This is a genomic window from Paractinoplanes aksuensis (genome assembly GCF_024137025.1).
GTDB classification, from domain to species: Bacteria; Actinomycetota; Actinomycetes; order Mycobacteriales; family Micromonosporaceae; genus Actinoplanes; species Actinoplanes aksuensis.
The window spans coordinates 292,459-314,371 of the sequence record NZ_JAMYJR010000002.1 but is presented as its reverse complement, the minus strand read 5'-3'; the positions used below and the strand labels follow the sequence as shown (position 1 = coordinate 314,371).

At 71.5% G+C, this 21,913-nt stretch carries 23 protein-coding genes; 12 read left to right on the top strand and 11 right to left on the bottom strand.

Translation table 11 applies throughout. The features are described 5' to 3' along the window. Window positions 1-9 precede the first annotated feature (9 nt). Window positions 10-933, bottom strand: coding sequence for an alpha/beta fold hydrolase (locus M1L60_RS03460; protein ID WP_253235781.1), 924 nt, complete (start codon window positions 931-933; stop codon window positions 10-12). Between the two features lie 6 nt (window positions 934-939). Here M1L60_RS03460 and M1L60_RS03455 point away from each other — a divergent pair, with 6 nt between their 5' ends. Together M1L60_RS03455 and M1L60_RS03450 are read left to right on the top strand one after the other, a co-directional pair. Continuing rightward, window positions 940-1,992 (top strand): helix-turn-helix transcriptional regulator, encoded by a 1,053-nt coding sequence (locus M1L60_RS03455; RefSeq protein WP_253235780.1) that lies wholly within the window; start codon window positions 940-942, stop codon window positions 1,990-1,992. 4 nt (window positions 1,993-1,996) lie between these two features. Next, window positions 1,997-4,156 (top strand): MMPL family transporter, encoded by a 2,160-nt coding sequence (locus M1L60_RS03450; RefSeq protein WP_253235779.1) that lies wholly within the window; start codon window positions 1,997-1,999, stop codon window positions 4,154-4,156. Here M1L60_RS03450 and M1L60_RS03445 read toward each other — a convergent pair. After that, entirely contained in the window at window positions 4,127-4,651 is a 525-nt protein-coding gene (locus tag M1L60_RS03445; protein WP_253235778.1) for a 2'-5' RNA ligase family protein, read from the bottom strand. The genes M1L60_RS03450 and M1L60_RS03445 overlap by 30 nt on opposite strands. A gap of 306 nt (window positions 4,652-4,957) precedes the next feature. On the opposite strand from M1L60_RS03445, the gene M1L60_RS03440 reads away from it, so the two are divergent. The 5 genes from M1L60_RS03440 (at window position 4,958) to M1L60_RS03420 (ending at window position 9,397) form a co-directional block, all read left to right on the top strand. Next, window positions 4,958-5,878, top strand: coding sequence for an ABC transporter ATP-binding protein (locus tag M1L60_RS03440; RefSeq protein WP_253235777.1), 921 nt, complete (start codon window positions 4,958-4,960; stop codon window positions 5,876-5,878). Then, window positions 5,875-6,657, top strand: a complete 783-nt coding sequence (locus M1L60_RS03435; RefSeq protein WP_253235776.1) for an ABC transporter permease — start codon at window positions 5,875-5,877, stop codon at window positions 6,655-6,657. Before M1L60_RS03440 ends, M1L60_RS03435 begins: the two co-directional genes overlap by 4 nt. After that, window positions 6,654-7,856, top strand: a complete 1,203-nt coding sequence (locus tag M1L60_RS03430) for a sensor histidine kinase (protein ID WP_253235775.1) — start codon at window positions 6,654-6,656, stop codon at window positions 7,854-7,856. Before M1L60_RS03435 ends, M1L60_RS03430 begins: the two co-directional genes overlap by 4 nt. After that, window positions 7,853-8,464, top strand: a complete 612-nt coding sequence (locus M1L60_RS03425; RefSeq protein WP_253235774.1) for a response regulator transcription factor — start codon at window positions 7,853-7,855, stop codon at window positions 8,462-8,464. The genes M1L60_RS03430 and M1L60_RS03425 overlap by 4 nt, the downstream gene beginning before the upstream one ends. Window positions 8,465-8,569: 105 nt before the next feature. Next, window positions 8,570-9,397: a sigma-70 family RNA polymerase sigma factor gene (locus M1L60_RS03420; protein WP_253235773.1), complete on the top strand. Its 828-nt coding sequence runs from the start codon at window positions 8,570-8,572 to the stop codon at window positions 9,395-9,397. A 244-nt stretch (window positions 9,398-9,641) separates the two neighbouring features. Here the strand turns inward: M1L60_RS03420 and M1L60_RS03415 are convergent, their stop codons facing one another. Further along, window positions 9,642-10,250 carry a TetR/AcrR family transcriptional regulator gene (locus M1L60_RS03415; protein WP_253235772.1) on the bottom strand — a complete coding sequence of 203 codons (609 nt, stop codon included), beginning with the start codon at window positions 10,248-10,250 and terminating at the stop codon, window positions 9,642-9,644. A 71-nt stretch (window positions 10,251-10,321) separates the two neighbouring features. Between M1L60_RS03415 and M1L60_RS03410 the strand changes: the two genes are divergently transcribed. Further along, window positions 10,322-11,749, top strand: coding sequence for an MFS transporter (locus M1L60_RS03410; protein ID WP_253235771.1), 1,428 nt, complete (start codon window positions 10,322-10,324; stop codon window positions 11,747-11,749). A 120-nt stretch (window positions 11,750-11,869) separates the two neighbouring features. Here M1L60_RS03410 and M1L60_RS03405 read toward each other — a convergent pair whose 3' ends face one another. The 3 genes from M1L60_RS03405 to M1L60_RS03395 are packed head-to-tail and all read right to left on the bottom strand — an operon-like array spanning window position 11,870 to window position 13,397. Continuing rightward, window positions 11,870-12,406, bottom strand: coding sequence for a P-loop nucleotide/nucleoside kinase family protein (locus M1L60_RS03405; protein WP_253235770.1), 537 nt, complete (start codon window positions 12,404-12,406; stop codon window positions 11,870-11,872). After that, window positions 12,400-12,657, bottom strand: a complete 258-nt coding sequence (locus tag M1L60_RS03400; protein WP_253235769.1) for a hypothetical protein — start codon at window positions 12,655-12,657, stop codon at window positions 12,400-12,402. The genes M1L60_RS03405 and M1L60_RS03400 overlap by 7 nt, the downstream gene beginning before the upstream one ends. Beyond that, complete coding sequence (locus M1L60_RS03395) at window positions 12,654-13,397, bottom strand: alpha/beta fold hydrolase (protein ID WP_253235768.1); 744 nt, start codon at window positions 13,395-13,397, stop codon at window positions 12,654-12,656. Before M1L60_RS03395 ends, M1L60_RS03400 begins: the two co-directional genes overlap by 4 nt. A gap of 45 nt (window positions 13,398-13,442) precedes the next feature. Between M1L60_RS03395 and M1L60_RS03390 the strand changes: the two genes are divergently transcribed. After that, window positions 13,443-14,393, top strand: a complete 951-nt coding sequence (locus M1L60_RS03390) for a pyridoxal-phosphate dependent enzyme (protein ID WP_253235767.1) — start codon at window positions 13,443-13,445, stop codon at window positions 14,391-14,393. Here the strand turns inward: M1L60_RS03390 and M1L60_RS03385 are convergent. After that, the gene (locus M1L60_RS03385; RefSeq protein ID WP_253235766.1) at window positions 14,382-15,341 is read right to left on the bottom strand and encodes an NAD-dependent epimerase/dehydratase family protein; all 960 of its coding nucleotides are present in this window, start codon (window positions 15,339-15,341) and stop codon (window positions 14,382-14,384) included. The genes M1L60_RS03390 and M1L60_RS03385 overlap by 12 nt on opposite strands. A gap of 47 nt (window positions 15,342-15,388) precedes the next feature. After that, window positions 15,389-15,850, bottom strand: coding sequence for a heme-degrading domain-containing protein (locus M1L60_RS03380; protein WP_253235765.1), 462 nt, complete (start codon window positions 15,848-15,850; stop codon window positions 15,389-15,391). A gap of 130 nt (window positions 15,851-15,980) precedes the next feature. Here M1L60_RS03380 and M1L60_RS03375 point away from each other — a divergent pair, with 130 nt between their 5' ends. Beyond that, complete coding sequence (locus tag M1L60_RS03375) at window positions 15,981-16,754, top strand: endonuclease/exonuclease/phosphatase family protein (RefSeq protein ID WP_253235764.1); 774 nt, start codon at window positions 15,981-15,983, stop codon at window positions 16,752-16,754. On the opposite strand, the gene M1L60_RS03370 is transcribed toward M1L60_RS03375, so the two are convergent. Continuing rightward, on the bottom strand, window positions 16,751-17,272 hold the full coding sequence (locus M1L60_RS03370; RefSeq protein WP_253235763.1) for a GNAT family N-acetyltransferase: 522 nt from the start codon (window positions 17,270-17,272) through the stop codon (window positions 16,751-16,753). The two genes, M1L60_RS03375 and M1L60_RS03370, sit on opposite strands and share 4 nt — an antisense overlap. An 80-nt stretch (window positions 17,273-17,352) precedes the next feature. Here M1L60_RS03370 and M1L60_RS03365 point away from each other — a divergent pair, with 80 nt between their 5' ends. Further along, window positions 17,353-17,799, top strand: a complete 447-nt coding sequence (locus tag M1L60_RS03365; protein WP_253235762.1) for a MarR family winged helix-turn-helix transcriptional regulator — start codon at window positions 17,353-17,355, stop codon at window positions 17,797-17,799. A gap of 13 nt (window positions 17,800-17,812) precedes the next feature. Further along, window positions 17,813-18,238, top strand: a complete 426-nt coding sequence (locus tag M1L60_RS03360; protein ID WP_253235761.1) for an organic hydroperoxide resistance protein — start codon at window positions 17,813-17,815, stop codon at window positions 18,236-18,238. A gap of 678 nt (window positions 18,239-18,916) precedes the next feature. Here the strand turns inward: M1L60_RS03360 and M1L60_RS03355 are convergent. After that, complete coding sequence (locus M1L60_RS03355; protein WP_253235760.1) at window positions 18,917-19,873, bottom strand: tyrosine-type recombinase/integrase; 957 nt, start codon at window positions 19,871-19,873, stop codon at window positions 18,917-18,919. Between the two features lie 1,426 nt (window positions 19,874-21,299). Continuing rightward, window positions 21,300-21,911, bottom strand: a complete 612-nt coding sequence (locus M1L60_RS03350; RefSeq protein ID WP_253235759.1) for a GNAT family N-acetyltransferase — start codon at window positions 21,909-21,911, stop codon at window positions 21,300-21,302. Window positions 21,912-21,913 lie beyond the last annotated feature (2 nt).

Here is a 21,913-nt window from a genome sequence, read left to right as displayed (position 1 = left end):
GGCCCAGGCTCAGGTGGCGTTCCGCCGGTCGAGCCACTCCAGGATCGCGCGGGTGGTCTCGGCCGGCTTCTCCTGCTGGATCCAGTGCCCGCAGTCCAGGTCGACCACCTCGACATCCGGCACGTACGCGGTCAGGTTCCGGGCCCGGGGCACCACGTCGCGGGCGCCGTAGATCATCAGGGCCGGCTTCTTGATGACGGGATCCACGTCGGCCAGCCGGTGCCAGTTGCGGTCGGCGTTGCGGTACCAGTTGATGCCACCGGTGAACCCGGACTTCTCGAACGCGGCGACGAAGACCGCCAGCTCGCTGTCACTCATGAGCGGCTCGCCCCCGGGCCCGTCGATCCGGGCCAGCTCGAGCATCTCCGCCGGAGGCATGTCCGTACGGAAAAGGTTGCCCAGGAACCGGGCCGTGTTCGCGGCGAACAGGGCATCGGCGACGCCCGGATGCCGGTTGAAGTGGACGTAGTAGAAATCGCTGCCGAGCATGTCCTCGATGAACTCGACCCACGGCTTCTCGCCGCGCTCGGGGTAGGGCACGCTCAGGTTGATCACCTTGTCGACCCGGTCGGGGTGCAGCAGGGCCAGGCCCCAGACGATCATGGCGCCCCAGTCGTGACCGGCGAAGGTGGCGTTCTCGTGGCCGTAGTGGTCGAGCAGACCAACAAGATCACCGGCCAGGTGTACGAGGTCGTAGTCGGTCACCCCGGCCGGGCGCGACGAGTTCCCGTAGCCGCGCTGGTTGGGCACGATGACGTGGTAGCCGGCCGCGGCCAGGGCGGGCACCTGGTGGCGCCACGAGAAGGCGAGCTCGGGCCAGCCGTGGCACAGCACGATCGCCCGGCCGTCGCGCGGGCCGGCTTCGAAGACTTCGAGTTCCACCCCGTTGACGGCGACGAGGGTGGGTTCGGGAAATGTCGTGGTTGAGGTCATGACGTCATGGTGCGGGCCGAAACCGGTCATCCCCTGACCGCTTTACCGAGGATCGTGGCCGGGGTGCGAGCCGACCGGCTGATGGCCGTCCTTTTCCTTCTGCAGCAGCGCGGGCAGGTGACCGCGACCGAGGTCGCCCGGGAGCTGGAGGTGTCCGAGCGCACCGCCCGCCGCGACCTCGACGCCCTGGCCGTGGCCGGGGTGCCCCTGTACTCCCAGCCCGGCCGCGGCGGTGGCTGGCGCCTGATCGGCGGCGCCCGCACCGACCTGTCCGGGTTGACCGCGGGCGAGGCGAGGGCCCTGTTCCTGGTGGCCGGCCCGGCCTCGGCGACCCCGGCCGTCAAAGCGGCGCTGCGCAAACTCGTCCGCGCCCTGCCCGAGCCGTTCCGTGGGCCGGCCGAGGCCGCCGCGTCGTCGCTGGTCACCGACCCGGACAAGTGGGGCTCGAGCCGGCCCGCCTATGAGTTGCCCCGGTTCCTCGGCCTGCTGCAGGACGCGGTGATCCAGGGCGTGCAGGTGCGGCTCGGCTACGTCGACAGCGCGGGCGTCACCACCGAGCGGACCGTGCACCCGCTGGGCGTGGTGGCCAAGGGTCCGTCGTGGTACCTGGTCGGCCACACCGAGGCCGGTCGGCGGACGTTCCGGATCGACCGGGTGTCGTCGGCCGAGCCGACCGGCGACCCGGTGCACCGGCCCGACGGCTTCGACCTGGCCCGCAGCTGGCGCGAGATCGCCGCCGAGATCGACCGCCGGCGGACACCGCTGGAGATCCAGGCGCTGTGCACCCCGGACGGCATGAGCCGGCTACGGATGATCATCGGCGACCGCCTCCTTACGGGCGCGGCCACCGCCGACGGCCGGATCGAGGTCACGATCCGCGGCTACAGCGAGTACGCGCTCGCCGGCGAGCTGGCCGGCCTGGTCGAGTGGGTCGAGGTGACCGGCCCGCCGGGCGTCCGCGAGCAGCTGGCCGCGATCGGTCACGCGCTCGTTGCCCGGTATCAGCCCCCGCTATCTGGCCAAATCCGAGGTGCGACGGGCGTTTCGCGAGGAACGTGAGGGTGTGGCGACCTTTCTCTACCGGCTGGGCCGGTACGCGTTCCGTAACCGCCGGACGGTGTTGCTGGCCTGGCTCGGGGTGCTGGTCGCGGCGCTGGCCGGGATGGTCGTGCTGCAGAAGCCGACGACGGCCTCGTTCAGCATCCCGGGCACCCCCGCCCAGCAGACGATCGACCTGCTGGCCGAGCGGTTCCCGCAGGCCCGGGCGCAGACCGCGGGGGCCGTGGCCAAGGTGGTGTTCGCCCAGCCCGGCGCCAACCCGCTCGACCAGGCCGCCGTGGGGCGGGCGGTGGCCTCGCTCAAGAGCGCCCCGCAGGTCGCGGCGGTCAGTGACCCGGCCCAGAACCCGGCCCGCACGGTCGCGTACGTGCAGGTCACCTATAGCGTGCCGCCGAGCGGACTGACCGGCGCGGCCCGGCAGGGCCTGGACGACGCGGTGATGTGGGCGCGGGCCGAGGGGCTGATCGCCGAGGTCGGCGGGGACGCCGTGCAGGCCTCCGGGCACGCCCCGATCGGTGAGGTGTTCGGGGTGGTGATCGCCGCCGTCGTCCTGCTCGTCACGTTCGGGTCACTGGTGGCGGCCGGGTTGCCGCTGCTGACCGCGATCATCGGGGTGGCGCTGGGGTTCGCCGGGATCGGCATCGCGACCCGGTTCACCGAGCTGTCGGGCACGACCTCGTCGCTGGCCATGATGCTGGGGCTGGCCGTGGCCATCGACTACGCGCTGTTCATCGTGTCGCGCTACCGCACCGAGCTGCGGGCGGGCCGGGACGCGCCCGAGGCGGCCGGGCGGGCGGTGGGTACGGCCGGCAACGCCGTGGTGTTCGCCGGGCTCACGGTGATCATCGCCTTGTCGGGGCTGGCCGTGGCCGGGATCCCGTTCCTGACCCAGATGGGGGTGGCGGCCGCGGGCACGGTGGCGGTGGCCGTCCTGATCGCTCTGACGCTGTTGCCGGCCCTGCTCGCGTACGCCGGTGAGCGGATCACCCCGGCCAAGCTGCGGGCCACCACCGCCCGCAAGTCGATGGGCGAGACGTGGGTGCGGGTGATCGCCCGCCGGCCGGCGCCGGCCCTGCTGGCCGCGGTGATCGGTCTCGGTGTGATCGCGATCCCGGCCGCCGACCTGCGGCTGGGGTTGCCGACCGACGGCAGCGCGGCCGCCGACACCAGCCCCCGGCGGGCGTACGACCAGCTGGCCGACGGTTTCGGGCCGGGTTTCAACGGGCCGCTGACCGTGGTCGCCACGCCCGGCACGAAGCTGGAGGGGATAGCCGGAGTCGCCGTGGTCAGCGCGCCCGCGACCAACGTCGCCGGGGACACGTCGATCATCACGGTCGTCCCGACCACCGGCCCGAGCGACCGGGCCACCGAGGACCTCGTGCACCGGCTGCGCGCGGTCCCCGGGGTGCTGGGTGTCACCGGCACCACCGCCGTCAATCTGGACATCAGCGAGAAATTGGCGGGCGCCCTGATCCCGTACCTGATTCTGGTTGTGGGTCTGGCTTTTGTGCTTCTGGCCCTGGTGTTCCGGTCGGTGCTGGTGCCGTTGACGGCGACCGCGGGGTTCCTGCTGTCGGTGGCGGCCACGTTCGGGGCGGTGGTCGCGGTGTTCCAGTGGGGCTGGCAGGCCGACCGGATCGGGCTGATCCAGAACGGGCCGATCATCAGCTTCCTGCCCATCCTGCTCATCGGCATCGTGTTCGGCCTGGCCATGGACTACCAGGTGTTCCTGGTGACCCGGATGCGCGAGGACTTCGTGCACGGTCTGAGCGCCCGTGACGCGGTGGTCAGCGGTTTCCGGCACGGGGCCCGGGTCGTCACCGCGGCCGCGTTGATCATGATGAGTGTGTTCTTCGGGTTCATGCTCGGCCCGGAAGCGGTGATCAAGTCGATCGGGTTCGGGCTGGGCATGGCCGTGCTGTTCGACGCCGTGGTGGTGCGGATGATCCTGGTGCCGGCGGTGATGGTGCTGCTGGGCAACGCCGCCTGGTGGTTGCCGCGCTGGCTGGACCGGGTGCTGCCCGACGTCGACGTGGAGGGCGAGAAGCTGACCCGCCTGCTCGACCGGCGGCCGGGGGCGACCCACGCCGAGCCGGAGGCCGACCCGGAGCCGGTGGTGGCCGACGGGTCGCCCTCAGCCGAGCGCGAACTCCTCCAGGGTTGACCAGGGTGTGCCCGGGCCGGGGATGCCGACGGCCAGGCGCATGCTGGTGACGCGGGCGTGGATCGGCAGGTGTTCGGCGATCGCGCCGGCGGCGGCCTTCAGGTCGGCCGGGGGATGGTCGTGCCCGATGGTCAGGTGGGGCACGACCTCGTCGTAGAGGCCGTCGTAGGGCCGGGCGGCCGGGAACCGGGCGGTGACGGCCGCGGTCAGCGCCTGGAACGGGTGGGCCGGGTCGGGGCCGAGCCACACGACCCGTTCGCCGAACCAGCCGATGTCGGCGAGCGTGCAGAAGAACGCGGGCACCCCGGACGCGGCCTGGCGCAGCCCGGCCAGCACGTGCTCGTCGATCGCGGCCGGCGGCAGGAACGGGTAGCAGACCGTGATGTGCGCGGGCACCCCCCACGAGGCGGCCAGGTCGAGGCGGTCGCGGTGGGCGGCCACGACGGGCTCGGCCTCGGCGACGGCGACGATCAGGGCGCTGTGCGTCGGGTCCATCGCCGCATTCTGGTGGTTCGGGCGGCCCGGCGCCAGAGGCTATCCGGCGTCGAGCCGGTCGCCCGGGCTGACCAGTGCCCGGGGTGCTGGGCGTGACCGGCACGACCGCCCTGAACTCCGACATCAGCGAGAAATCATCGTGTTCGGCCTGGCCATGGACTATCAGGTGTTCCTGGTGACCCGCATCCCGAGCCCCGGCGAGCGTGCCGAGGAACCGGTCGGGGCCGGTCGCCCCTGACGAATGTCACGGCCGGGTCGTGACGCGTGACAGCGCGTCCGGCCCGGCCGTCGGCCGACGATGAACGCATGACCCTCACCACCATCGCACTCGAGACCTCCGCGGTCGAGCTGTCCGGCGTCGTCAAGCGCTACGGCGCGGTGACGGCGGTCGACGGCGTCACCCTGACCATTCGCCCCGGCGAGGTGGTCGCCTTGCTCGGCCCCAACGGCGCCGGCAAGACCACCACCGTCGACATGCTGCTCGGCCTGCAGAAGCCCGACGAGGGCCGCGTCGAGGTGTACGGGCGGGCCCCGCACGACGCGGTCGCGCTCGGCCTGGTCTCGGCCGTCATGCAGACCGGCGGCCTGCTCAAGGACTACACCGTCGAGGAGACCGTGCGCCTGACGGCCGTGTTGTTCGGCCGCCCGCGTACGGCGGTCGACGAGACCATCGCGCGGGCCGGGCTCACCGACGTGGCGGGCCGGCTGGTCGGCAAGTGCTCGGGCGGTCAGCAGCAGCGGCTGCGGTTCGCGATGGCGTTGCTGCCCGACCCGGAACTGCTGATCCTGGACGAGCCGACGACCGGCATGGACGTGGCCGGCCGGCACGACTTCTGGTCGGCCATCCGCGACGACGCGCGCCGCGGCCGCACGGTCATCTTCGCCACCCATTACCTGGAGGAGGCCGACGCGTACGCCGACCGGGTCGTGTTCGTGCGGCGCGGGCGGATCGTCGCCGACGGCACCGCGGCCGAGGTCAAGGCCCTGGCCTCGGGCCGGACCGTGCGGGCGACCCTGCCCGGCGCGACCTCGTCCCTTCTTCAGTCGGTGCCGGGGGCCGACCGGTCCGAGATCCGCGGGGACACGGTGTTCCTGCACGGCAACGACTCCGACGAGATCGCCCGTTATCTGCTCACCCGCACCGCGGCCCGGGACCTGGAGGTCACCTCCCGCAACCTGGAGGACGCGTTCCTGGCCCTGACCGCCGACGAGGAGACCCCGCGATGACCACTTTTGCTGTCCCGCAGCGTTCGTTGCCGAAGCTCGGCGGGTTCACCCCGGGCATGATCCGGCTCGAGCTGCGCCGGATGCTGCGCAACCGCCGGACGGTCGTGTTCACCTTCATCATGCCGGCGGTGTTCTTCCTGCTGTTCGGCACGAGCAGCTCGTACAAGACCGAGCAGATCGGCGGGGGCAACCTCACCGGCTACATCCTGATCAGCATGGCCGTGTACGGGGCGATGCTGGCCACCACCTCGGGCGGCGCCATGGTGTCGGTCGAGCGGGCCGCCGGGTGGAGCCGGCAGCTGCGGCTGACCCCGCTGCGCCCGGCCGCCTACGTCGCCGTGAAACTGGTCCTCGCCATGATCATCGGTGCCGTGTCCGTGGCTGTCGCGTTTGTGGTCGGGGCCTTCTCGGGGGCGCAGCTGCCGGCGTACGCGTGGGTGCTCTGTGGTCTTCTGGCCTGGGTGTGCGCGCTCGTGTTCGCCGCGTTCGGCCTGTTCATGGGCTACCTGCTGCCCAGCGAGAACGTGATGCAGATCCTCGGGCCGGTGCTGGCCGTGCTCTCGTTCGCCGGTGGGCTTTTCGTGCCGCTGGACCAGTTCGGGCCGACCTTCGCCACGATCGCCAAGTTCACCCCGGTGTACGGGGTCGGGGAGATCGCCCGCTACCCGCTGACCCACGACGGCAACCTGTGGCTGGCCGTGCTCAACGTGGTCGTGTGGACGGCCCTGTTCGCGGCGGGCGCGATGTGGCGGTTCCGGCGGGACACCGCCCGCGTATGAGCCGTAAGTTCCTCGGTATGAAGGCGACGGCGACGGGCGGCCCACCGCGCTTGGGGTGGACGTTCGCCGCCGTCTGGCTGTTCTACCTCGGCGGCACGGTCGGGGCGCTGCGCGAGCAGCCGAACATGTACTGGCAGGTCACCGGCCTGACCGCGGTCGCCCTGTTCGCCGCCGGCTATCTGTTCCTGGTGGCCCGCGGGCGGCGTCTGTCGGCGGGACGCAACACCGTACGGGTGTGGCTGGGTATCACGCTGTTGCTGGCCCTGTTCGGGTTGCAGGTGCCGGGCGCGGGCGATCAGGCGCTGGCCTGCCTGGTCTACGTGGCCGCGCTGGCCATGATGAACCTGCCGGTGCCGCAGTCGGTGCCGCTGGCGGTGGTCCTGTTCGTGGGGGCCGAGGCCGCCCCCCGGTTCGTCGAGGGCTGGTCCGACCGTGGGTACGGGCTGGCCGTGGTGCTGGGTTCGCTGGCCACGTACGGGATCCGGGTGGCCGGGGAACGGCAGCGCCGGCTCATGGCGGCGCAGCGGGAACTCTCGGAGCGGGCGGTGGCCGACGAGCGTGCCCGGATCGCGGCCGACCTGCACGACATCCTCGGGCATTCGCTGACCGTGGTCACGGTGAAGGCCGAGCTGGCTCAGCGGCTGCTCGACGTCGATCTGGACCGGGCCCGCAAGGAGCTGGCCGATCTGGAGGCCCTGGCCCGCGACGCCCTGGCCGATGTGCGGACCACGGCGCTGGGGGTGCGGGGCATCTCGCTGCCGGGGGAGATCGCGGCCGCGCGGGAGGCCCTGGCGGCGGCCAACGTGGAGGCGGAGTTACCGGGGGCAGCCGACGAGGTGCCGACCCGCAACCGGGAGCTGTTCGCCTGGACGATCCGCGAGGCCGTCACCAACGTCGTGCGGCACAGCGGGGCCCGGCACGTACGCGTACAGATCACCCCGAGCTGTGTGGAGATCCTCGACGACGGGCCCTTCGCCCGCGAGCGTGTCATCGCGGGCCTCGATACCGATGGCGCGTCCGTGGCCGGGCTCCCGGCCGCCGTGCGGGGTCCGGGAGGGTCTTCGGTGAGCGGGTCTCGGGTCGGTGGGCAGGGGCTGGCGGGGCTTCGGCGGCGGGCCGAGGCGGTGGGCGGGCGGTTGGTGGCCGGCGCCCGCGAGGACGGGCCGGGTTTCCGGGTACGCGTGGAGGTTCCGACATGATCAAGCTGCTGCTGGCCGACGACCAGGCCCTGGTGCGCGGCGCGATGGCCGCGCTGCTCGACATGGAACCCGACCTCAAGGTCGTGGCCGAGGTGGGCCGCGGCGACGAGGTGGTGGCGGCCGCCCAGGCCACCGAACCGGACGTGGCGCTGCTCGACGTGGAGATGCCCGGCCTCGACGGCGTCGCGGCGGCCCGGGCCCTGCACAGAGCAATGCCTTCCGTACGGGTCCTGATGGTGACCACGTTCGGCCGGGCCGGTTACCTGCGGCAGGCCATGGCGGCCGGCGCCGGCGGGTTCATCGTCAAGGACACCCCGGCCCGGCAACTGGCCGACGCGGTGCGCCGCGTCCACGAGGGGCTGCGGGTGGTCGACCCCGGCCTGGCCGCGCAGTCCCTCGCGCAGGGCGACTCGCCGTTGACCGAACGCGAGACCGGGGTGCTGCGGGCGGCCCGCGACGGCGGGACGGTGGCCGACATCGCCCGCGAGCTGCACCTGTCCGAGGGAACCGTGCGCAACCACCTGTCGGCGGCCATCGGGAAGACCGGTGCCCGCACCCGCGCCGAGGCCGTACGCCTGGCCGTGGAGAACGGCTGGCTGCTCACTTGAGAACTTTTTCGCGGAGCAACTGAGCGGCAACCGTTCGTCACCGCCGGCTGCACCCGGCGACCACAAAAGTTCCTCCCTGTCAGCAACGACAAAGGGGGAACCACCATGAACGCCACCACGATCGAGACTCTCGTCCGCGACAACATGGCGCTGGTCGGTCACATGGTGCGCGAGATGCTGTTCAAGGTTCCGCCGCACGTGCACCGCGACGACCTGGCCTCGGCCGGCTACGCGGCGCTGGTCACCGCCGCCCGCGCGTTCGACCCGCAGCGGGGCATCCCGTTCGGCAAGTTCGCGGCCATGCGCGTCCGCGGCGCCCTGCTCGACGAGCTCCGCGGCCTCGACTGGGCCAGCCGGTCGGTGCGGGCCCGGGCCCGCCGCGCCGAGCAGGCCCGCCAGGAGCTGACCGCCCGGCTGGGCCGCACGCCCACCGAGACCGAGCTGGCCGAGCTCCTGGGGGTGGCCGTGTCCGAGCTGTCGACCGTGCAGGACGACGTGCAACGGGCCGCGGTGCTGTCGCTGCAGGGGTTCGCGGCCGGGACGGCCGAGGAGATGGTGGCCGAGACCGCGCTCAACCCGGAGGAGATGCTGCTGCACCGCGAGCGCATCGGCTACCTGCACGACGCGGTGGCCGTGCTGCCCGAGCGGCTGCGGTTCGTGGTCGAGGAGTCATATCTGCGGGAGCGGCCCCTGTCCGAGGTCGCGGCCCAGCTCGAGGTGACCGAGTCGCGGGTGTCGCAGCTGCGCACCGAGGCCCTCGCGCTGCTCAAGGACGGCCTGAGCACCCACCTGGAGCAGCAGAAGGCCGCCGGCGCGCCCGACGGTTGCGTGGCCCGGCGCCGCGCCGTCTACACCGCCAAGATCGCCGCCCGCACGACCATGGCCTCGCGCCTGGGCGTGACCGATACCCAGGGCCTGCTCGCCGCGGCCTGACGCACTCCCGGTGGGCGGTCGACCAGCGTCGGATACGCCGCGGCCGCCGACAGCCGGATGCGTTCGGCCTTTCCGTCGCGGCGTGGGCTGGGAAACTCCGCTGTGTGGGCCGGTCGCTTCGGCCTTTCGCCTCGGGGTGCCGGATAAAAGCCCCGCTGCAGTGCTGGCCGCTCCGGGGCTTTCATCTCGCGGTACGACCTTGGAAACTCCGGTGCGCGCGGGGCCGGACGCTGCAGGTTTCACGTCATGGCGCCGGCTTGGGAACCTCCGCTGCCCGGTTCTGTCGGGCGGCGGCCCAGGCGGCGTCGACCAGGTCCATGATCTCGTCGACGGCGGTGGCCGGGTCGGGGGCCTCGCGGGCCAGGGGGAAGACGCCGAGCACGTAGCGGGCCAGGGCCTTGTCGGTGGTGGCGGGCTCGGCCCGGCCGCGGTCGGCGGCGATGGCCAGGGCCAGGGCGTCGGCGTGGCGCTGCCACATGCGGGACTCGTACTCGCGCAGTTCGGGCGAGCCGTCGACCAGGCGCCAGAAGACGGCGGACTGCTCGCCGGTGAACTCGTGGACCATCACGTGCAGTTCGTCGCGCAGGGCCTGGGCCGCGCTCCACCGCCGGCCGCGGCCGGTGACGGCGTCGACCAGCCTGTCCTGCAGGCCCTGGTCACGGTCGAAGACGAGCGCTTCTTTCGACGGGAAGTGCGCGAACACGGTGGTGACGGCGACATCGGCCGCCTGCGCCACCTCGCGGATGCCGACGGCGTCGTAGCCGCGCTCGAGAAACATGGTCAGCGCCGTGTTGGCGATGGCCTGGCGGGTGGCCGCCTTCTTGCGTTCCCGGCGGCTCGTCTGCTCGCTCACGCCCGTGACACTACCAGTGTCGAACTCATATCCGTTGTGAAATCCTAACGGTTAGCGTTACTGTTCAGCGCATGAAGACGTCCCTGCGTTCGGCCTGGGTGGCCCTGGCCGGCCTGTCGGCGGTGTTCCTGTTCGAGATGCTCGACAACTCGATCCTCAACGTCGCGCTGCCCACCATCGGCCGCGAACTGCACGCGTCCACCGTCGCCCTGCAATGGGTGACCGGCGCCTACTCGGTCGTGTTCGGCGGTCTGATGCTGGTGTTCGGCGCGCTCGCCGACCGGGCCGGGCGCCGCCGCATGATGCTGATCGGCCTGGTGCTGCTCGGCGCCGCCTCGCTCGCCACCGTTCTGGTCTCGACGGCCGAGCAGCTGATCGCCGTGCGCGCGGTGATGGGAGTTGCCGCCGCGATGACCACTCCCGGTTCGATTGCGCTCGCTTTTCGGCTGTTCGATGACGACAACTTGCGCGTTCGCGCAATGACGCTCATTTCCACCGTCGGTCTGGTCGGTCTGGCCGTGGGCCCGACGGCCGGCGGGTTCGTCCTGGCGGTCGCCCCGTGGCAGGTGCTGCTGCTCGTCAACGTGCCGATCGCGGCCCTGGCCCTCGTGGGCATCCGGGCCGGCATCGAGCCCGACGACCCGGCCGGGCTGCACCGCGACCCGATCGACGTGCCGGGCGCGCTGCTCGGCACGGCCACGATCGTGCTCGCCCTGATCGCCCCGACCCTGTTCGTCGCCGGCAGCACCGGCTCGTGGTTCGCCGTCGCGGGCGCTGTCGCCGCCGGGGTGCTGTTCGTGGTGCGCGAACGTACGGCCCGGCATCCGCTGCTGGACCTCTCGCTCGTCGCGCGCCCGCTGGTGTCAGCCGGGCTGGCCTACAAGGCCGCCACCGGGCTGGCCGTGGCCGGGATGGGCTACCTGGTGACGTTGCAGTTCCAGCTCGACTGGGGCTGGCCACCCGCGCTGGCCGCAGCCGGGATGCTGCCCCAGGTCATCGTGCTGGTCTGCGCCGGCCCGTTCGTCAACCGCTTCGTCGAGCGGGTCGGCCTGGAACGCGCGGCCGCTCTCAGCTCCGCAGCCGTGGTCGGCGGGCTGGCGGTGTACGCGCTGCTGGGCCGCTTCGGCTACGTGTGGGTAGCCCTATCGCTCGCCCTGGTGGCGGCCGCGATCCGCGTGGTCGGCGCCGTGGCCGGCGTCAACGTCCTGCGCGGCCTGCCCGAGAACCGCACCTCGATCGGCGCCGCCCTGGTCGACACGGCCAGCGAGGTCACCTCCGGGGCGGGTATCGCGCTGAGCGGCACTGTGGTGGCCGCCCTGTTCACCGGCTCGATCGCCGTCTCGACCTGGTCGGCCCACCAGCACACCGAGTTCCACCAGGCCGTCACCCTCGCCGGCATCCTGCTCACCCTGCTGGCCGCCACCCTGGTCGGCTGGGCGATGCTGCGCACCCGCCGCGCCACTACAGCCGCGGCTGACGTGCCGGCCGCTGTCGGCTGACGCCCCCGGGCCGTTACTTCGGGCCCGAAATCGTGGTCGCCGCCGCTGCGGTTCGGCCTCCGAGGGCGGCGCATCCAGTCTGTCGAAGAGGTGGGCGCCCAAATTCTCGGCACTGCTCACCTATTCGCCGGGCTGAGGCGGCTCGAGTGTGGGCCAGCGGTCGACGGCCCATTCCCGCCAGCCCGGCCAGCCCGGTGGTGGGTCCGGAATGGCGGCGCCGCTCAGTTCCTCGCGGTCGGGGGCCTCGAACAGGTCTCGCCAGGCCACGAGGTCGGCGGCGGTCATCGGGAACGTCGTGTGGGGCGCGGTGGCCTGGCGGAGCGCGACCCGAGCCTGCTGGACGTCCGCAGTGACAGGCAGGTAGACCACGTGGCACGGTGATCCGGCCGCTTCGGCGAGCCAGCGCAGCGCGGAGCGTTCGTCGCGGCTCCACAACCCGAAGTCGAGCACCACGTTGGTGTTCAGCTGCAGCGCCCGCAGGGCAACGGTGATGAGCCGCCCCTCCACGAGGTCACGCTTGCCGTCGGGCTGCACCCCGTCGTACAGGGCGATCATCCACTCGTCCGGCGTGAAGCGCAGCGCCCGGTGTTCCTCGGCCAGTTCCTGGGCCCGCACGGTCTTGCCCGAGCCGGGCAGCCCGACCATCAGGATCAGCACGACAGGTCGGCCACGGTGAGGAACAGGCGGGCTTCCTCGTGGTCGCCGAGCCGCAGCACGTGCAGCCCGGTCGAGACCAGCTCGATGTGGGCCCACTGCCGGATGGCTTCCGGGTCGACCCCGGTGATCCGGCCCGCGTCGTGACAGGCCGCGGTCTCCGCGGCCAGGCCGGCCACCAGCTCGGGCAGCGAGGTCTCACCGGCCGGACCCAGCGCGCGCAGCGAGAGCGCCACCCGATCGGAAACGGTCACCGGCCGGTCAGGAACGGCAGCAACAGGTCGTTGAGGGCGGCCGGGTCCTCCAGGCTGGGCAGGTGGCCGGCCCAGTCGAGCGGCACGTGGGTCGCGTCCGGCAGGCGGGCGGCCAGGTCGGCGGCGACGGTGCGAAAGTCGGGCAGGTCGTGGGCGCCGGAGACGAGCAGCGCCGGGGCGGTGACGGCTTCCACCTCGTACGGGACCTCGAGCTCTTCGACCTCGGCCGCGGCCAGCTGCACCTCGAAGGCGTGGCGCTGCATCGTGCGGACGTGCGCGCGGGTCGCGTCGTCGGCGAGCGGGCCCAGCCACGTCGTCACCATGAGCTCGGTGGCGCCGGCCACGTCACCGGCTTCGAGCAGCGCGTTCTCCTGCGCCCAGACCTCGCGCAGCTGCGGCGACGGGTCGAGGTCGGGCCCGGCGGAGCACAGCAGGGCCAGCGCGCTCACCCGCCGCGGCCAGCGGGCGGCGATCTCGAGCGCGACCGCGCCGCCACCGGAGGAGCCGACGACCGCGAACTCGTCGACGCCGTCGAGCACCTCGATGACCATCTCGGCCGGGTTGTACGGCTGGGCCGGCACGGGGGAGTCACCGTACCCGGGAAGGTCGACCCGCAGCGCGCGCAGACCGGCCGAGGCCAGGGCGACCATCTGCGGATCCCACATGCGGCGGTCGCAGACCGTCGAATGCAGCAGCAGCACCGGCCGCCCGGTTCCGCCGGAGTCATGGGATAGCGTCATCGCAGCGCAGGTTATCGCCACCACGGCAGCGGAGGGAAACGACTTATGGTCACCTTGCAGGACGTCCGCGAGGCGGCCAAGCGGATCGAGGGCGTCGCCCACCACACTCCGGTCCTGCACTCGCGCACGCTCGACGAGCGGGTCGGGGCGCAGGTGTACCTGAAATGCGAGAATCTGCAGCGCATCGGCGCGTTCAAGTTCCGCGGCGCCTACAACGCGATCCGCCGGCTGAGCCCCGAGCAGCTGGCCCGGGGCATCGCCGCGTACTCGTCGGGCAATCACGCCCAGGCCGTCGCGCTCTCGGCGAAAGAGCTCGGCACGAGCGCCGTCATCGTGATGCCCGAGGACACGCCGCGTTCGAAGCTCGACGCGGTCGCCGGTTACGGGGCCGAGATCATCACGTACGACCGGTACACCGGCGACCGTGAGGCCATCGGCGCGCAGCTGGCCGCCGACCGCGGCGTGGCGCTCATCCCGCCCTACGACCACCCCGACGTGATCGCCGGGCAAGGTACCGCCGCCCTCGAGCTGCTCGAAGAAGTCGGTCACCTCGACGCGATCGTCGTGCCGGTGGGTGGCGGCGGCCTGATCGCCGGCAGTTCGATCGCGGCCAAGGGCGTGCAGCCCGGCATCCAGGTCGTCGGGGTCGAGCCCGAGGCCGGCAACGACACGCAGCTGTCGCTGGCCGCGGGTGAGCGCGTGCGCATCCCGGTGCCCCGCACGATTGCCGACGGGCAGGCCGCGCCGATCCCGGGCGAGCTCACCTTCTCGATCAACAAGGAGCTCGTCGACCGGATCGTGCTGGTCAGCGAGGACGAGATCCGCGACGCCCTGCGCTTCGCGGTCGACCGGCTCAAGCTCGTGACGGAGCCCAGCGGCGCCACCGGGGTGGCCGCGCTGCTGGCGGGCCGGCTCGACCCGGCCCCGGCCCGGATCGGTGTGATCATTTCCGGGGGCAACGTCGGCGCGGCCCGCCTGGCCGAGCTACTCGCCTAACACCTTCGCCTCCACCGCCGGGTCCACGCCCACGGCCGGGCGGTCGGCCCGCTGCGGCACGTCGCCGGGCAGGCTGGTCAGCCACGCCCACGTGTCCTCGATCGTCGCGCGCACGGGACGGCAGAGAAGACCCTCCCCGTACGCCTTGCTGACGTCCCCGCCGTGCAGGAAGACGTGCAGCTCGCCGGGCGGCAGCCAGATCGGCAGCTGCGTCCACGGCTCGATCCCGGCCGTCTCGATCACCGCCGGATCCGTCCAGCGCAGCTCGGCCCGCCCACCGGTCACCTCGTTCGCGATCTCCAGCAGCTCACCCATCGTGGTGTGGCCGGCCCGGCTGACCAGGTCGAACGGGCCGCCCACGCCGCGGGCGGCCGTGTCGAGCAGGAAAACGGCCAGGTCCCGAGCGTCGATGTACTGCAACGGGTTGTCGCGCGGGCCCGGGGCCAGGGTCGGGCCGCCCCGGGCGAGCCGGTTCAGCCACCACGGCAACCGGCCGATGTCCTCGTGCGGGCCCAGGATCAGCCCGGCCCGCGCCAGCAGCACCGACCCGTCGAAAGCGGCCGCGCCCCGCTCACCGCGCAGCTTGTCCCCGGCGTACCCCTCGTCACCGTCGTCGACCAGGGGCGCCGCCTCCGCCTTCTCGTTCTCCTGGCCCGAATAGACCGACCGGCTCGACACGTACGCGTAATGGGCTGCTCTTCCCCGCAGCAGCTCCGCCGTCCGCCGCACCGCCTCACCCTGCGCCGACCACGTGTCCACCACCGCGTCCCACGTGCCGCGCTCCAGCGCGCTCAGATCACCGAGCCGGTCCCCGGTCAGCACGGTCACCCCGGCCGGGGCGGCCCGCAGCCCCCGGTTGAACACGGTCACGTCGTAGCCGCGGCCCACAGCCTCGTCGGCGACAGCCCGGCCCACGAAGCCGGACCCGCCCAGGATCAGCAGTCTCATGCCCCCGACCCTGCCCGCTGCCCGGCCACGACCAGAAGCTTTTATTGCTACGAGCGAAACGCCCGCAACGCCTCCACCACCAGCGCGTGATCCTCGGCCTGCGGCAACCCCGACACGGTCACCACCGCGACCACGCCCACGTCCCGGATCCGGATCGGGAACGCCCCGCCGTGCGCGGCATAGTCGGCCGGGTTCACGCCCATACCCGCGTCCAGCTCCTGCCCCTTGGCCGCGAGCCGCCGCCCGACCAGGAACGACGACGCCCCGTAGCGCTCCACCACCCGCACCTTGCGCTCGATCCACCGGTCGTTGTCGGCCACACTGCCGGCCAGCCCCGCATGGAACAGCTGCTGCGCGCCCCGCCGGATGTCGATCGCCACCGGCAGCCCCCGCTCGGTCGCCAACTCCACCAGCAGGCTGCCCAGCCGCCACGCGTCGGCGTTGTCGAAACGGCCCAGCTCGAGCTCGCGCTCCTGCGACTCCAGCTCGGCGATCAGATCATCAGTCATGACAGGCATTATCGGCCGCGCCGGCGCTGAAACCAGATCCCGATGGCCGCCACTGCGATGAAGATCATCACTGAGCAGCAGAGCGCCTTGATGAACATCGGCTTCCCCTCGTTGGCTAGGGTCCATACTCGTGCGCCTGGCCACGTTCAACCTCTTGCACGGCAGATCGCTGTCCGACGGGACGGTACACGCCGACCGCGTCGCGGACGCCGTAGCCGACCTCGACGCCGACGTCCTCGGACTCCAGGAGGTCGACCGGGCCCAGCCCCGCAGCGGCCTGCTCGACCTCACCGCCATCGCCGCCGACGCGCTCGGCGCCCAGGTCCACCGCTTCGCCGCCGCCGTCGTCGGCACACCGGGGGAGAAGTGGCAGCCCTGGCGCAGCGACGACGACAACCAGCACCCCCTCTACGGCATCGCCCTGGTCAGCCGGTACCCGGTGAGCCGCTGGCAGATCACCGCCCTGCCCGGCGCGCCCATGCGCTCGCCCATCTACGACCCCGACAACGGCCTGCGGCTGCTCAAGGACGAGCCACGGGTGCTGCTGGCCGCCGTACTGGAAACACCCCGGGGCCCGATGACCGTCGCCACCACCCACCTGTCGTTCGTGCCGGGCTGGAACCTGCGGCAACTGCGTCATGCCGTACGGGCCCTGCGCGCGCTACCAGCACCCCGGGTGCTGCTGGGGGATCTCAACATGCCCTCGCGGCCCGTGCGCGCCGTCACCGGCTGGCGCACCCTGGCCCGGGCCGCCACCTTCCCCAGCCCCATGCCCCGCGCTCAGCTCGACCACATCCTGGCCGACCCCCGCGGCATCGAGCACCTCGGCCGCGTCGTGCAGGTCGCCACCAGCCGGCCCGCCTTCTCCGACCACCTGCCCCTGGTCGTTCAGCTCGACCGCTAGCCCTTCCGCGCGGCGCCGGCAGCCGGTCGCAGATAGACGTCCTCCAGACCGTCCTCGGGATCCCACTGCTCGCCGATCTTCCTGAACCCGAACCCGGCGATCGTGGCCCGCGACCCCACGTTGTCGGGCCGGATGCTCGCCCGCACCGCGCTCACCCGCGGATCCGCGTCGGCCCGTTCCAGCAGCGAGCGCAGCATCGCCTTGGCGTAGCCCTGACGGCGGTGCTCGGGCGCCACCGAGTACGCCACCTCGACCACCCCGTCCGCATCGGGCGGCCCGTGGAACCCTCCGTGACCGACCGTTACACCCTCCGGCTCGGCCACCGCAGCCCGCGCGATCCACTCCGCCGCGGCCGGATCAGCCCTGATGTCATCGAGGCGGACCTGCCACAACCAGGCCTCATCCACCAGGTACGGGCCCAGAGGAGTGCCCGCCGCCGCACTCGCGGCAGCCAGGTCACCGTCGATCAGCGCGGTCAGCGCCGCGGGGGAGAGCTGTACGAATCGGATGTCCGGCACGCGAGCGATGATCACACACCGTTGCGATCACCGCCACATACCCGTTGTGCACAACTCAATTGCGCGCTACGGTTCTGCCCATGGTCGAAAGCACCGGACTCGAGCAGATGGTCTGCTTCCAGCTCCACGCCGCCAGCCGCACCATGACCGCCATCTACCGGCCCGCCCTCGACCCCCACGGGCTCACCTACCCCCAATACCTCGCCCTACGCGTCCTCTGGCACCGCGGCCCCACCACCGTCCGCGACCTCGGCAAACTCCTCGACCTCGACAGCGGCACCCTCAGCCCGCTGCTCAAACGCCTCGAAACCGCCGGCCACGTCCGCCGCCAACGAGGCACCGCCGACGAACGCACCGTCGAGATCCACCTCACCGACAGCGGCCACCACCTCCGCCAAGAACTCGCCGACCTACCGCGCCGCGTCGCCTGCACCGTCGACCTCACCGAAGACGAATTCATCCAGCTCCACCACCTGCTGGGCCGCGTCCGCGGCTCGTCCTCCGGCCGCGTCCGCGGCTCCCGATGAAAGGACCCACCCCATGACGGCGATCTACACCGCCAGCGCCACCGCCTCCGGCGACGGCCGCAACGGCCACGTCCGCTCCAGCGACGGCGTCCTCGACTTCGACCTCGCCGTCCCCAAGGAAATGGGCGGCCCCGGCGGCGACCACAGCAACCCCGAGCAGCTCTTCGCCGCCGGCTACGCCGCCTGCTTCCACGGCGCGCTGAAGATGGTCGCCCGCAGCCAGAAGATCGACCTCACCGACACCGCCATCACCGTCGACGTCGGCATCGGCCCCAAGACCGACGGCACCCCCGGCTTCCAGCTCAACGCCACCATCGAAGCCGAACTCGGCGGCGTCGACCAGGCCACCGCCCAGCAACTCATCGAAGCCGCCCACCAGGTCTGCCCCTACAGCAACGCCACCCGCGGCAACATCGACGTCAAACTCAGCATCGCCTGACCCTCTCTCGACAGCGCGCGGCTCATTCGATGAGTCGCGCGCTGTCCCGCACCTGCTCAGGACGCCTTGAGGCGGACCGGCACGGACGGACAGGGCTCGGCCAGCAGTCCGCCGAAAGCACGCTGAACCGTGACAGAACCCTGGGCGAGCCAGCCCCGCCCGCACAACGGCCGGGCACGTCTATCGCCGGCTGACCGTAGCCAGCCTCCTCGTCACGACGCCCTCTCCGGCCTACGTGGCCTCACCGACCGGCCCGCGGAACACGACCCCGCCGCTCGACGAACACGGGCACACCCGCAGCAACGGGGGACTGGCGCACACCGGACCCCCGCAAGCCGCCCCCGGCCGCACGCCGACACTGCTCGGCACAGGTCACGAGGGGCGACGGTGACAGGCAGAGCGACCGGGCCGGGGTCGTTCGCACCCGCCGTGCGGGTAAGCCGCTCGCCGACACTGCGACGAGCGATGACCGGGGCAAGGGCAGGCGGCCCGCTTGATTACCCGCAACGGCGAAGGTGAAAGTGGCGACGCTCGGCCTGGCTCCCCATCGTGACCTCGGTCCACCCACCAGCGACGCAATCGTCTCGTTCCGGCCCGGTCGCGCTCACGGGAGCCACACCGCGGGCCAGCACCCCCGGGTCGCATCCAGCAGCCGACTCCGACGCGCGACCCTCGGGCTCAGCCGAGCTTGCCCAGCGCGCGGTTCGTACGATTAGCCCGCACGGCCGCCCGCTGCTGCTCCGCCGTCACCTCGATGTAGTTCTGCGACGTAGCCAGCGACGCATGCCCCAGCAACCGCATGATCTCGCTCGCATTGGCCCCGTCCTCAGCCAGCCGCGTAGCGAACGTATGACGCAAAGCATGCAACTGAGCACCCCGCGGAACCCGGTCATTGACCCCGGCCCGCCGATAACAAGAGCTCACCAAGTACTGCAGCCCACCACGCTGCAGGGGAGCACCCTTGCGATCCACCATCAACGCATCACTGGCCGACACCCGCCCGAACCGCAGCCGCCGGCTTTCCACATAGCGATCCACCACAGCATCCAACTCAGACTCAATGGGTACGGTCCGAGGCCGCCCGCCCTTGCCGGCCACCTCGACCCGCCGCTCACCCGGCCGCCCCAGGAACGACCCAACCCGCAGCGCCAGCAACTCCGACAACCGCAACCCCGCACACAGGGCCAGCGCCAGCACCGCGACATCCCGCTCCGGCCACGGATCCCGAACCCGATCATCCGCCCTGCTCACAGCGTCAAGAAGCAGCTCCGGAGTGTCCTCACCCCGCAACGGCTTAGGGGAGTGGAGCGCCTGCTTCGGCTTGTCCACGGCCGACATCGGATTTCCCGCCACCACCTGCTCGACCACTAGGAACGTGAAGAACGCGTTCCAGCTCGACCAGGCCCGAGCCACCGAGGCCGCAGCCCGAGTGCTGGCAAAAGCCGCAAAGGCCGCCCGCAACGAACGAGGGGAGAGGTCACTCAAAGTAACCTCGCCTTCGCCCATGTGCATGACGACCGAGTTCAGATCCCGCTCGTACGCCGCCAACGTGTGAACCGACGGCTTACGAACAGCCCGAGCCGCCAAAAAGTCCTCAATAAGCGTCCCGACCAGAATCTGACTGTTTTCATGCATACGTGCTATTATACAGCACTTTCGTACGTTTGTGCGCACACGTCCGGCCCGCGAAATCGTCCAGTCACGTGCCATCAGACGCAGCAAAGAGCGCACCGCGGCGAGGGGGTAGCGCTCAGACTCCCAACCCGGATCTCAGGTAGGCCGCGTGGCGCGGTTGGCAACTGCGCCCACCGCAAGTGAGCGAGGGCGCGGCTGCCCATAGGGCGACTTCACCGTCAACGGAACTCCTGCAGATCGCCTCAAGCCACGGCATTGATGCACCGTGAACAACCCGTGCCAGGTGGGCGAGGGCGGGCGCAAGCTCGCGTAGCTCGGGATGCCGCACCCCGAGCCGTTGTTGAAAGCCACGGAACAGCACACCTTCGGCTCGTAGCGCCTCTTAGATGGGTAGCGCCCGGCTGAACAACTCTGCGCCGTACGTCCGAACCCTCCAGGGAGCCGACTCGCAACGCACGATCAAACCTCCGTGAGGTCAGCCCGCCGGCGTGCATCCATGTCGGTCAGCCCGCAGGTAGCCATCGCGCTGCATGAAGTGGGCATCTCGTCCTGACCCCCTCCCGAGCTAAGTTGACATAACGTAGATTCTCGACCTGAAATATCGTCGATGGATTTCGGGCATGGAGGGCGTCTGGGGCATCAAAAGTCGTCGCCGCGGTCGTGTTCGACATCAGACAGTGTCCTCGCTGGGTATTTTGCCGAATCGGACAAACGCTGTGCCGCGCGGGGTCTCCTCGCGAGAAAGTCTCAGTCCCCCGCGGGAACTCACGGTCGGGAGCTGTCGGTTTCGACGCCCCGGCACGAGAAAGCGACGCGGAGGACAGCATGAAGTGCCTGGTGGTCCGAAGAAGCCATCCACCGAAGCCTCCGGGCGCGAGAAGAGGGCGCACGCCCCGGGGCGGCCCAGCGGCGTCACCAGCCGTCGGCGCGAAACAGCTGGCACAGGGATGACGCCATTGACCACCTGGGGCCCGACACCGGGCTTGGCGGCGGTCACGGGTGACGGTGAGTTCGCTTTGAGTCACCTCTCCCCCCGTTCGTTGCGGGCGACCTTCGCGGCTTTTGCCAGCATTCGTGCCGCCGCCTCGGTGGCTTGAGTGCTGGTCGAGAACGAGCCGGCCGCCGGCCGGTCGTTCCCCGGCTCCGGAGCGCCCGCCGTTGAATCGAGCCGGCCGCCGGCTGCCCTTGGGCCGGTCGTTCCTCGGCTCGGGAGCGCCGGCCGTGAGGCTATCGCTGTTTGCCGCCGCGCTCCTGGGACGCGAGCGGGTGCGGGCGCATGCGGTGTCGGTGTCGTTTCGCGTGTGCCCAGGCCGGTTCGACTCGGCCTGCGCGGGCGCATCGTCGCGTGGACGGTCTCGCTCTCGCGGGAGCATGGGCGCTGCGATTGCCCGTCGGCTGTGAGCGGGTCAACGTGTGCTGGAGGGGTTCATCCGGCGTCCGGGGTGATGGTCGAGCTGGTGTGCGGCCGGCGCTCTGAGCGGATTCGGTTGCTCGTGTCCACCAGTGGTGTGGCGTCGGGCCAGGCCATGCAGTATTTGGTGGGTTTGCCGTTCAGGAAGGCGGCGTTGCCGTGTGGGGCGGTGACGGTGCCGGTTTCCACGACGGTGCCGCCGCAGGCGACGTAGAACTTTTGGGCGCGGGTGTTCTGCTGGAGCACCCAGAGGTGCAGGGCTCGTGTCTTGCCGTGGGTGATGGCCGCTCGGGCGGCGTGGGTCATCAGTTGGGTGCCGACGCCGGTGCGGTGTTCTGTGTGGTGGACGTGGAGGTTGTCGATGAGGCTGCCCCAGTGTGGGTCGGCGTCGAGGAGCACGTGTACGAAGCCGGTCAGGTGGCCGGAGCGTTCGGCGATGATGGTGGCGGTGCCGGTGGGCGAGGCGAGGCGGGACGCCCAGACCGCGCTGCGTTCGCTGAGCAGGTCGCCGTCGAGGTAGGTGTCGGCGTAGGCGCCTCGGTAGTGCCGTCTCCAGCTGTCGGCGTGCAGGGCGGCGATGCGGGTGGAGTCTGCGGAGCCGGCAGCGCTGAAGGTGACTGGGGGCATGG

What these genes read in the sequence shown, in the direction of transcription:
- M1L60_RS03460 (WP_253235781.1), bottom strand. Translation starts at nt 933, where the DNA reads ATGACCTCAACCACGACATTTCCCGAACCCACCCTCGTCGCCGTCAAC.
- M1L60_RS03455 (WP_253235780.1), top strand. Translation starts at nt 940, where the DNA reads ATGGTGCGGGCCGAAACCGGTCATCCCCTGACCGCTTTACCGAGGATC.
- M1L60_RS03445 (WP_253235778.1), bottom strand. Translation starts at nt 4,651, where the DNA reads ATGGACCCGACGCACAGCGCCCTGATCGTCGCCGTCGCCGAGGCCGAG.
- M1L60_RS03440 (WP_253235777.1), top strand. Translation starts at nt 4,958, where the DNA reads ATGACCCTCACCACCATCGCACTCGAGACCTCCGCGGTCGAGCTGTCC.
- M1L60_RS03435 (WP_253235776.1), top strand. Translation starts at nt 5,875, where the DNA reads ATGACCACTTTTGCTGTCCCGCAGCGTTCGTTGCCGAAGCTCGGCGGG.
- M1L60_RS03430 (WP_253235775.1), top strand. Translation starts at nt 6,654, where the DNA reads ATGAGCCGTAAGTTCCTCGGTATGAAGGCGACGGCGACGGGCGGCCCA.
- M1L60_RS03425 (WP_253235774.1), top strand. Translation starts at nt 7,853, where the DNA reads ATGATCAAGCTGCTGCTGGCCGACGACCAGGCCCTGGTGCGCGGCGCG.
- M1L60_RS03420 (WP_253235773.1), top strand. Translation starts at nt 8,570, where the DNA reads ATGAACGCCACCACGATCGAGACTCTCGTCCGCGACAACATGGCGCTG.
- M1L60_RS03410 (WP_253235771.1), top strand. Translation starts at nt 10,322, where the DNA reads ATGAAGACGTCCCTGCGTTCGGCCTGGGTGGCCCTGGCCGGCCTGTCG.
- M1L60_RS03395 (WP_253235768.1), bottom strand. Translation starts at nt 13,397, where the DNA reads ATGACGCTATCCCATGACTCCGGCGGAACCGGGCGGCCGGTGCTGCTG.
- M1L60_RS03390 (WP_253235767.1), top strand. Translation starts at nt 13,443, where the DNA reads ATGGTCACCTTGCAGGACGTCCGCGAGGCGGCCAAGCGGATCGAGGGC.
- M1L60_RS03385 (WP_253235766.1), bottom strand. Translation starts at nt 15,341, where the DNA reads ATGAGACTGCTGATCCTGGGCGGGTCCGGCTTCGTGGGCCGGGCTGTC.
- M1L60_RS03380 (WP_253235765.1), bottom strand. Translation starts at nt 15,850, where the DNA reads ATGACTGATGATCTGATCGCCGAGCTGGAGTCGCAGGAGCGCGAGCTC.
- M1L60_RS03365 (WP_253235762.1), top strand. Translation starts at nt 17,353, where the DNA reads ATGGTCGAAAGCACCGGACTCGAGCAGATGGTCTGCTTCCAGCTCCAC.
- M1L60_RS03360 (WP_253235761.1), top strand. Translation starts at nt 17,813, where the DNA reads ATGACGGCGATCTACACCGCCAGCGCCACCGCCTCCGGCGACGGCCGC.
- M1L60_RS03355 (WP_253235760.1), bottom strand. Translation starts at nt 19,873, where the DNA reads ATGCATGAAAACAGTCAGATTCTGGTCGGGACGCTTATTGAGGACTTT.
- M1L60_RS03350 (WP_253235759.1), bottom strand. Translation starts at nt 21,911, where the DNA reads ATGCCCCCAGTCACCTTCAGCGCTGCCGGCTCCGCAGACTCCACCCGC.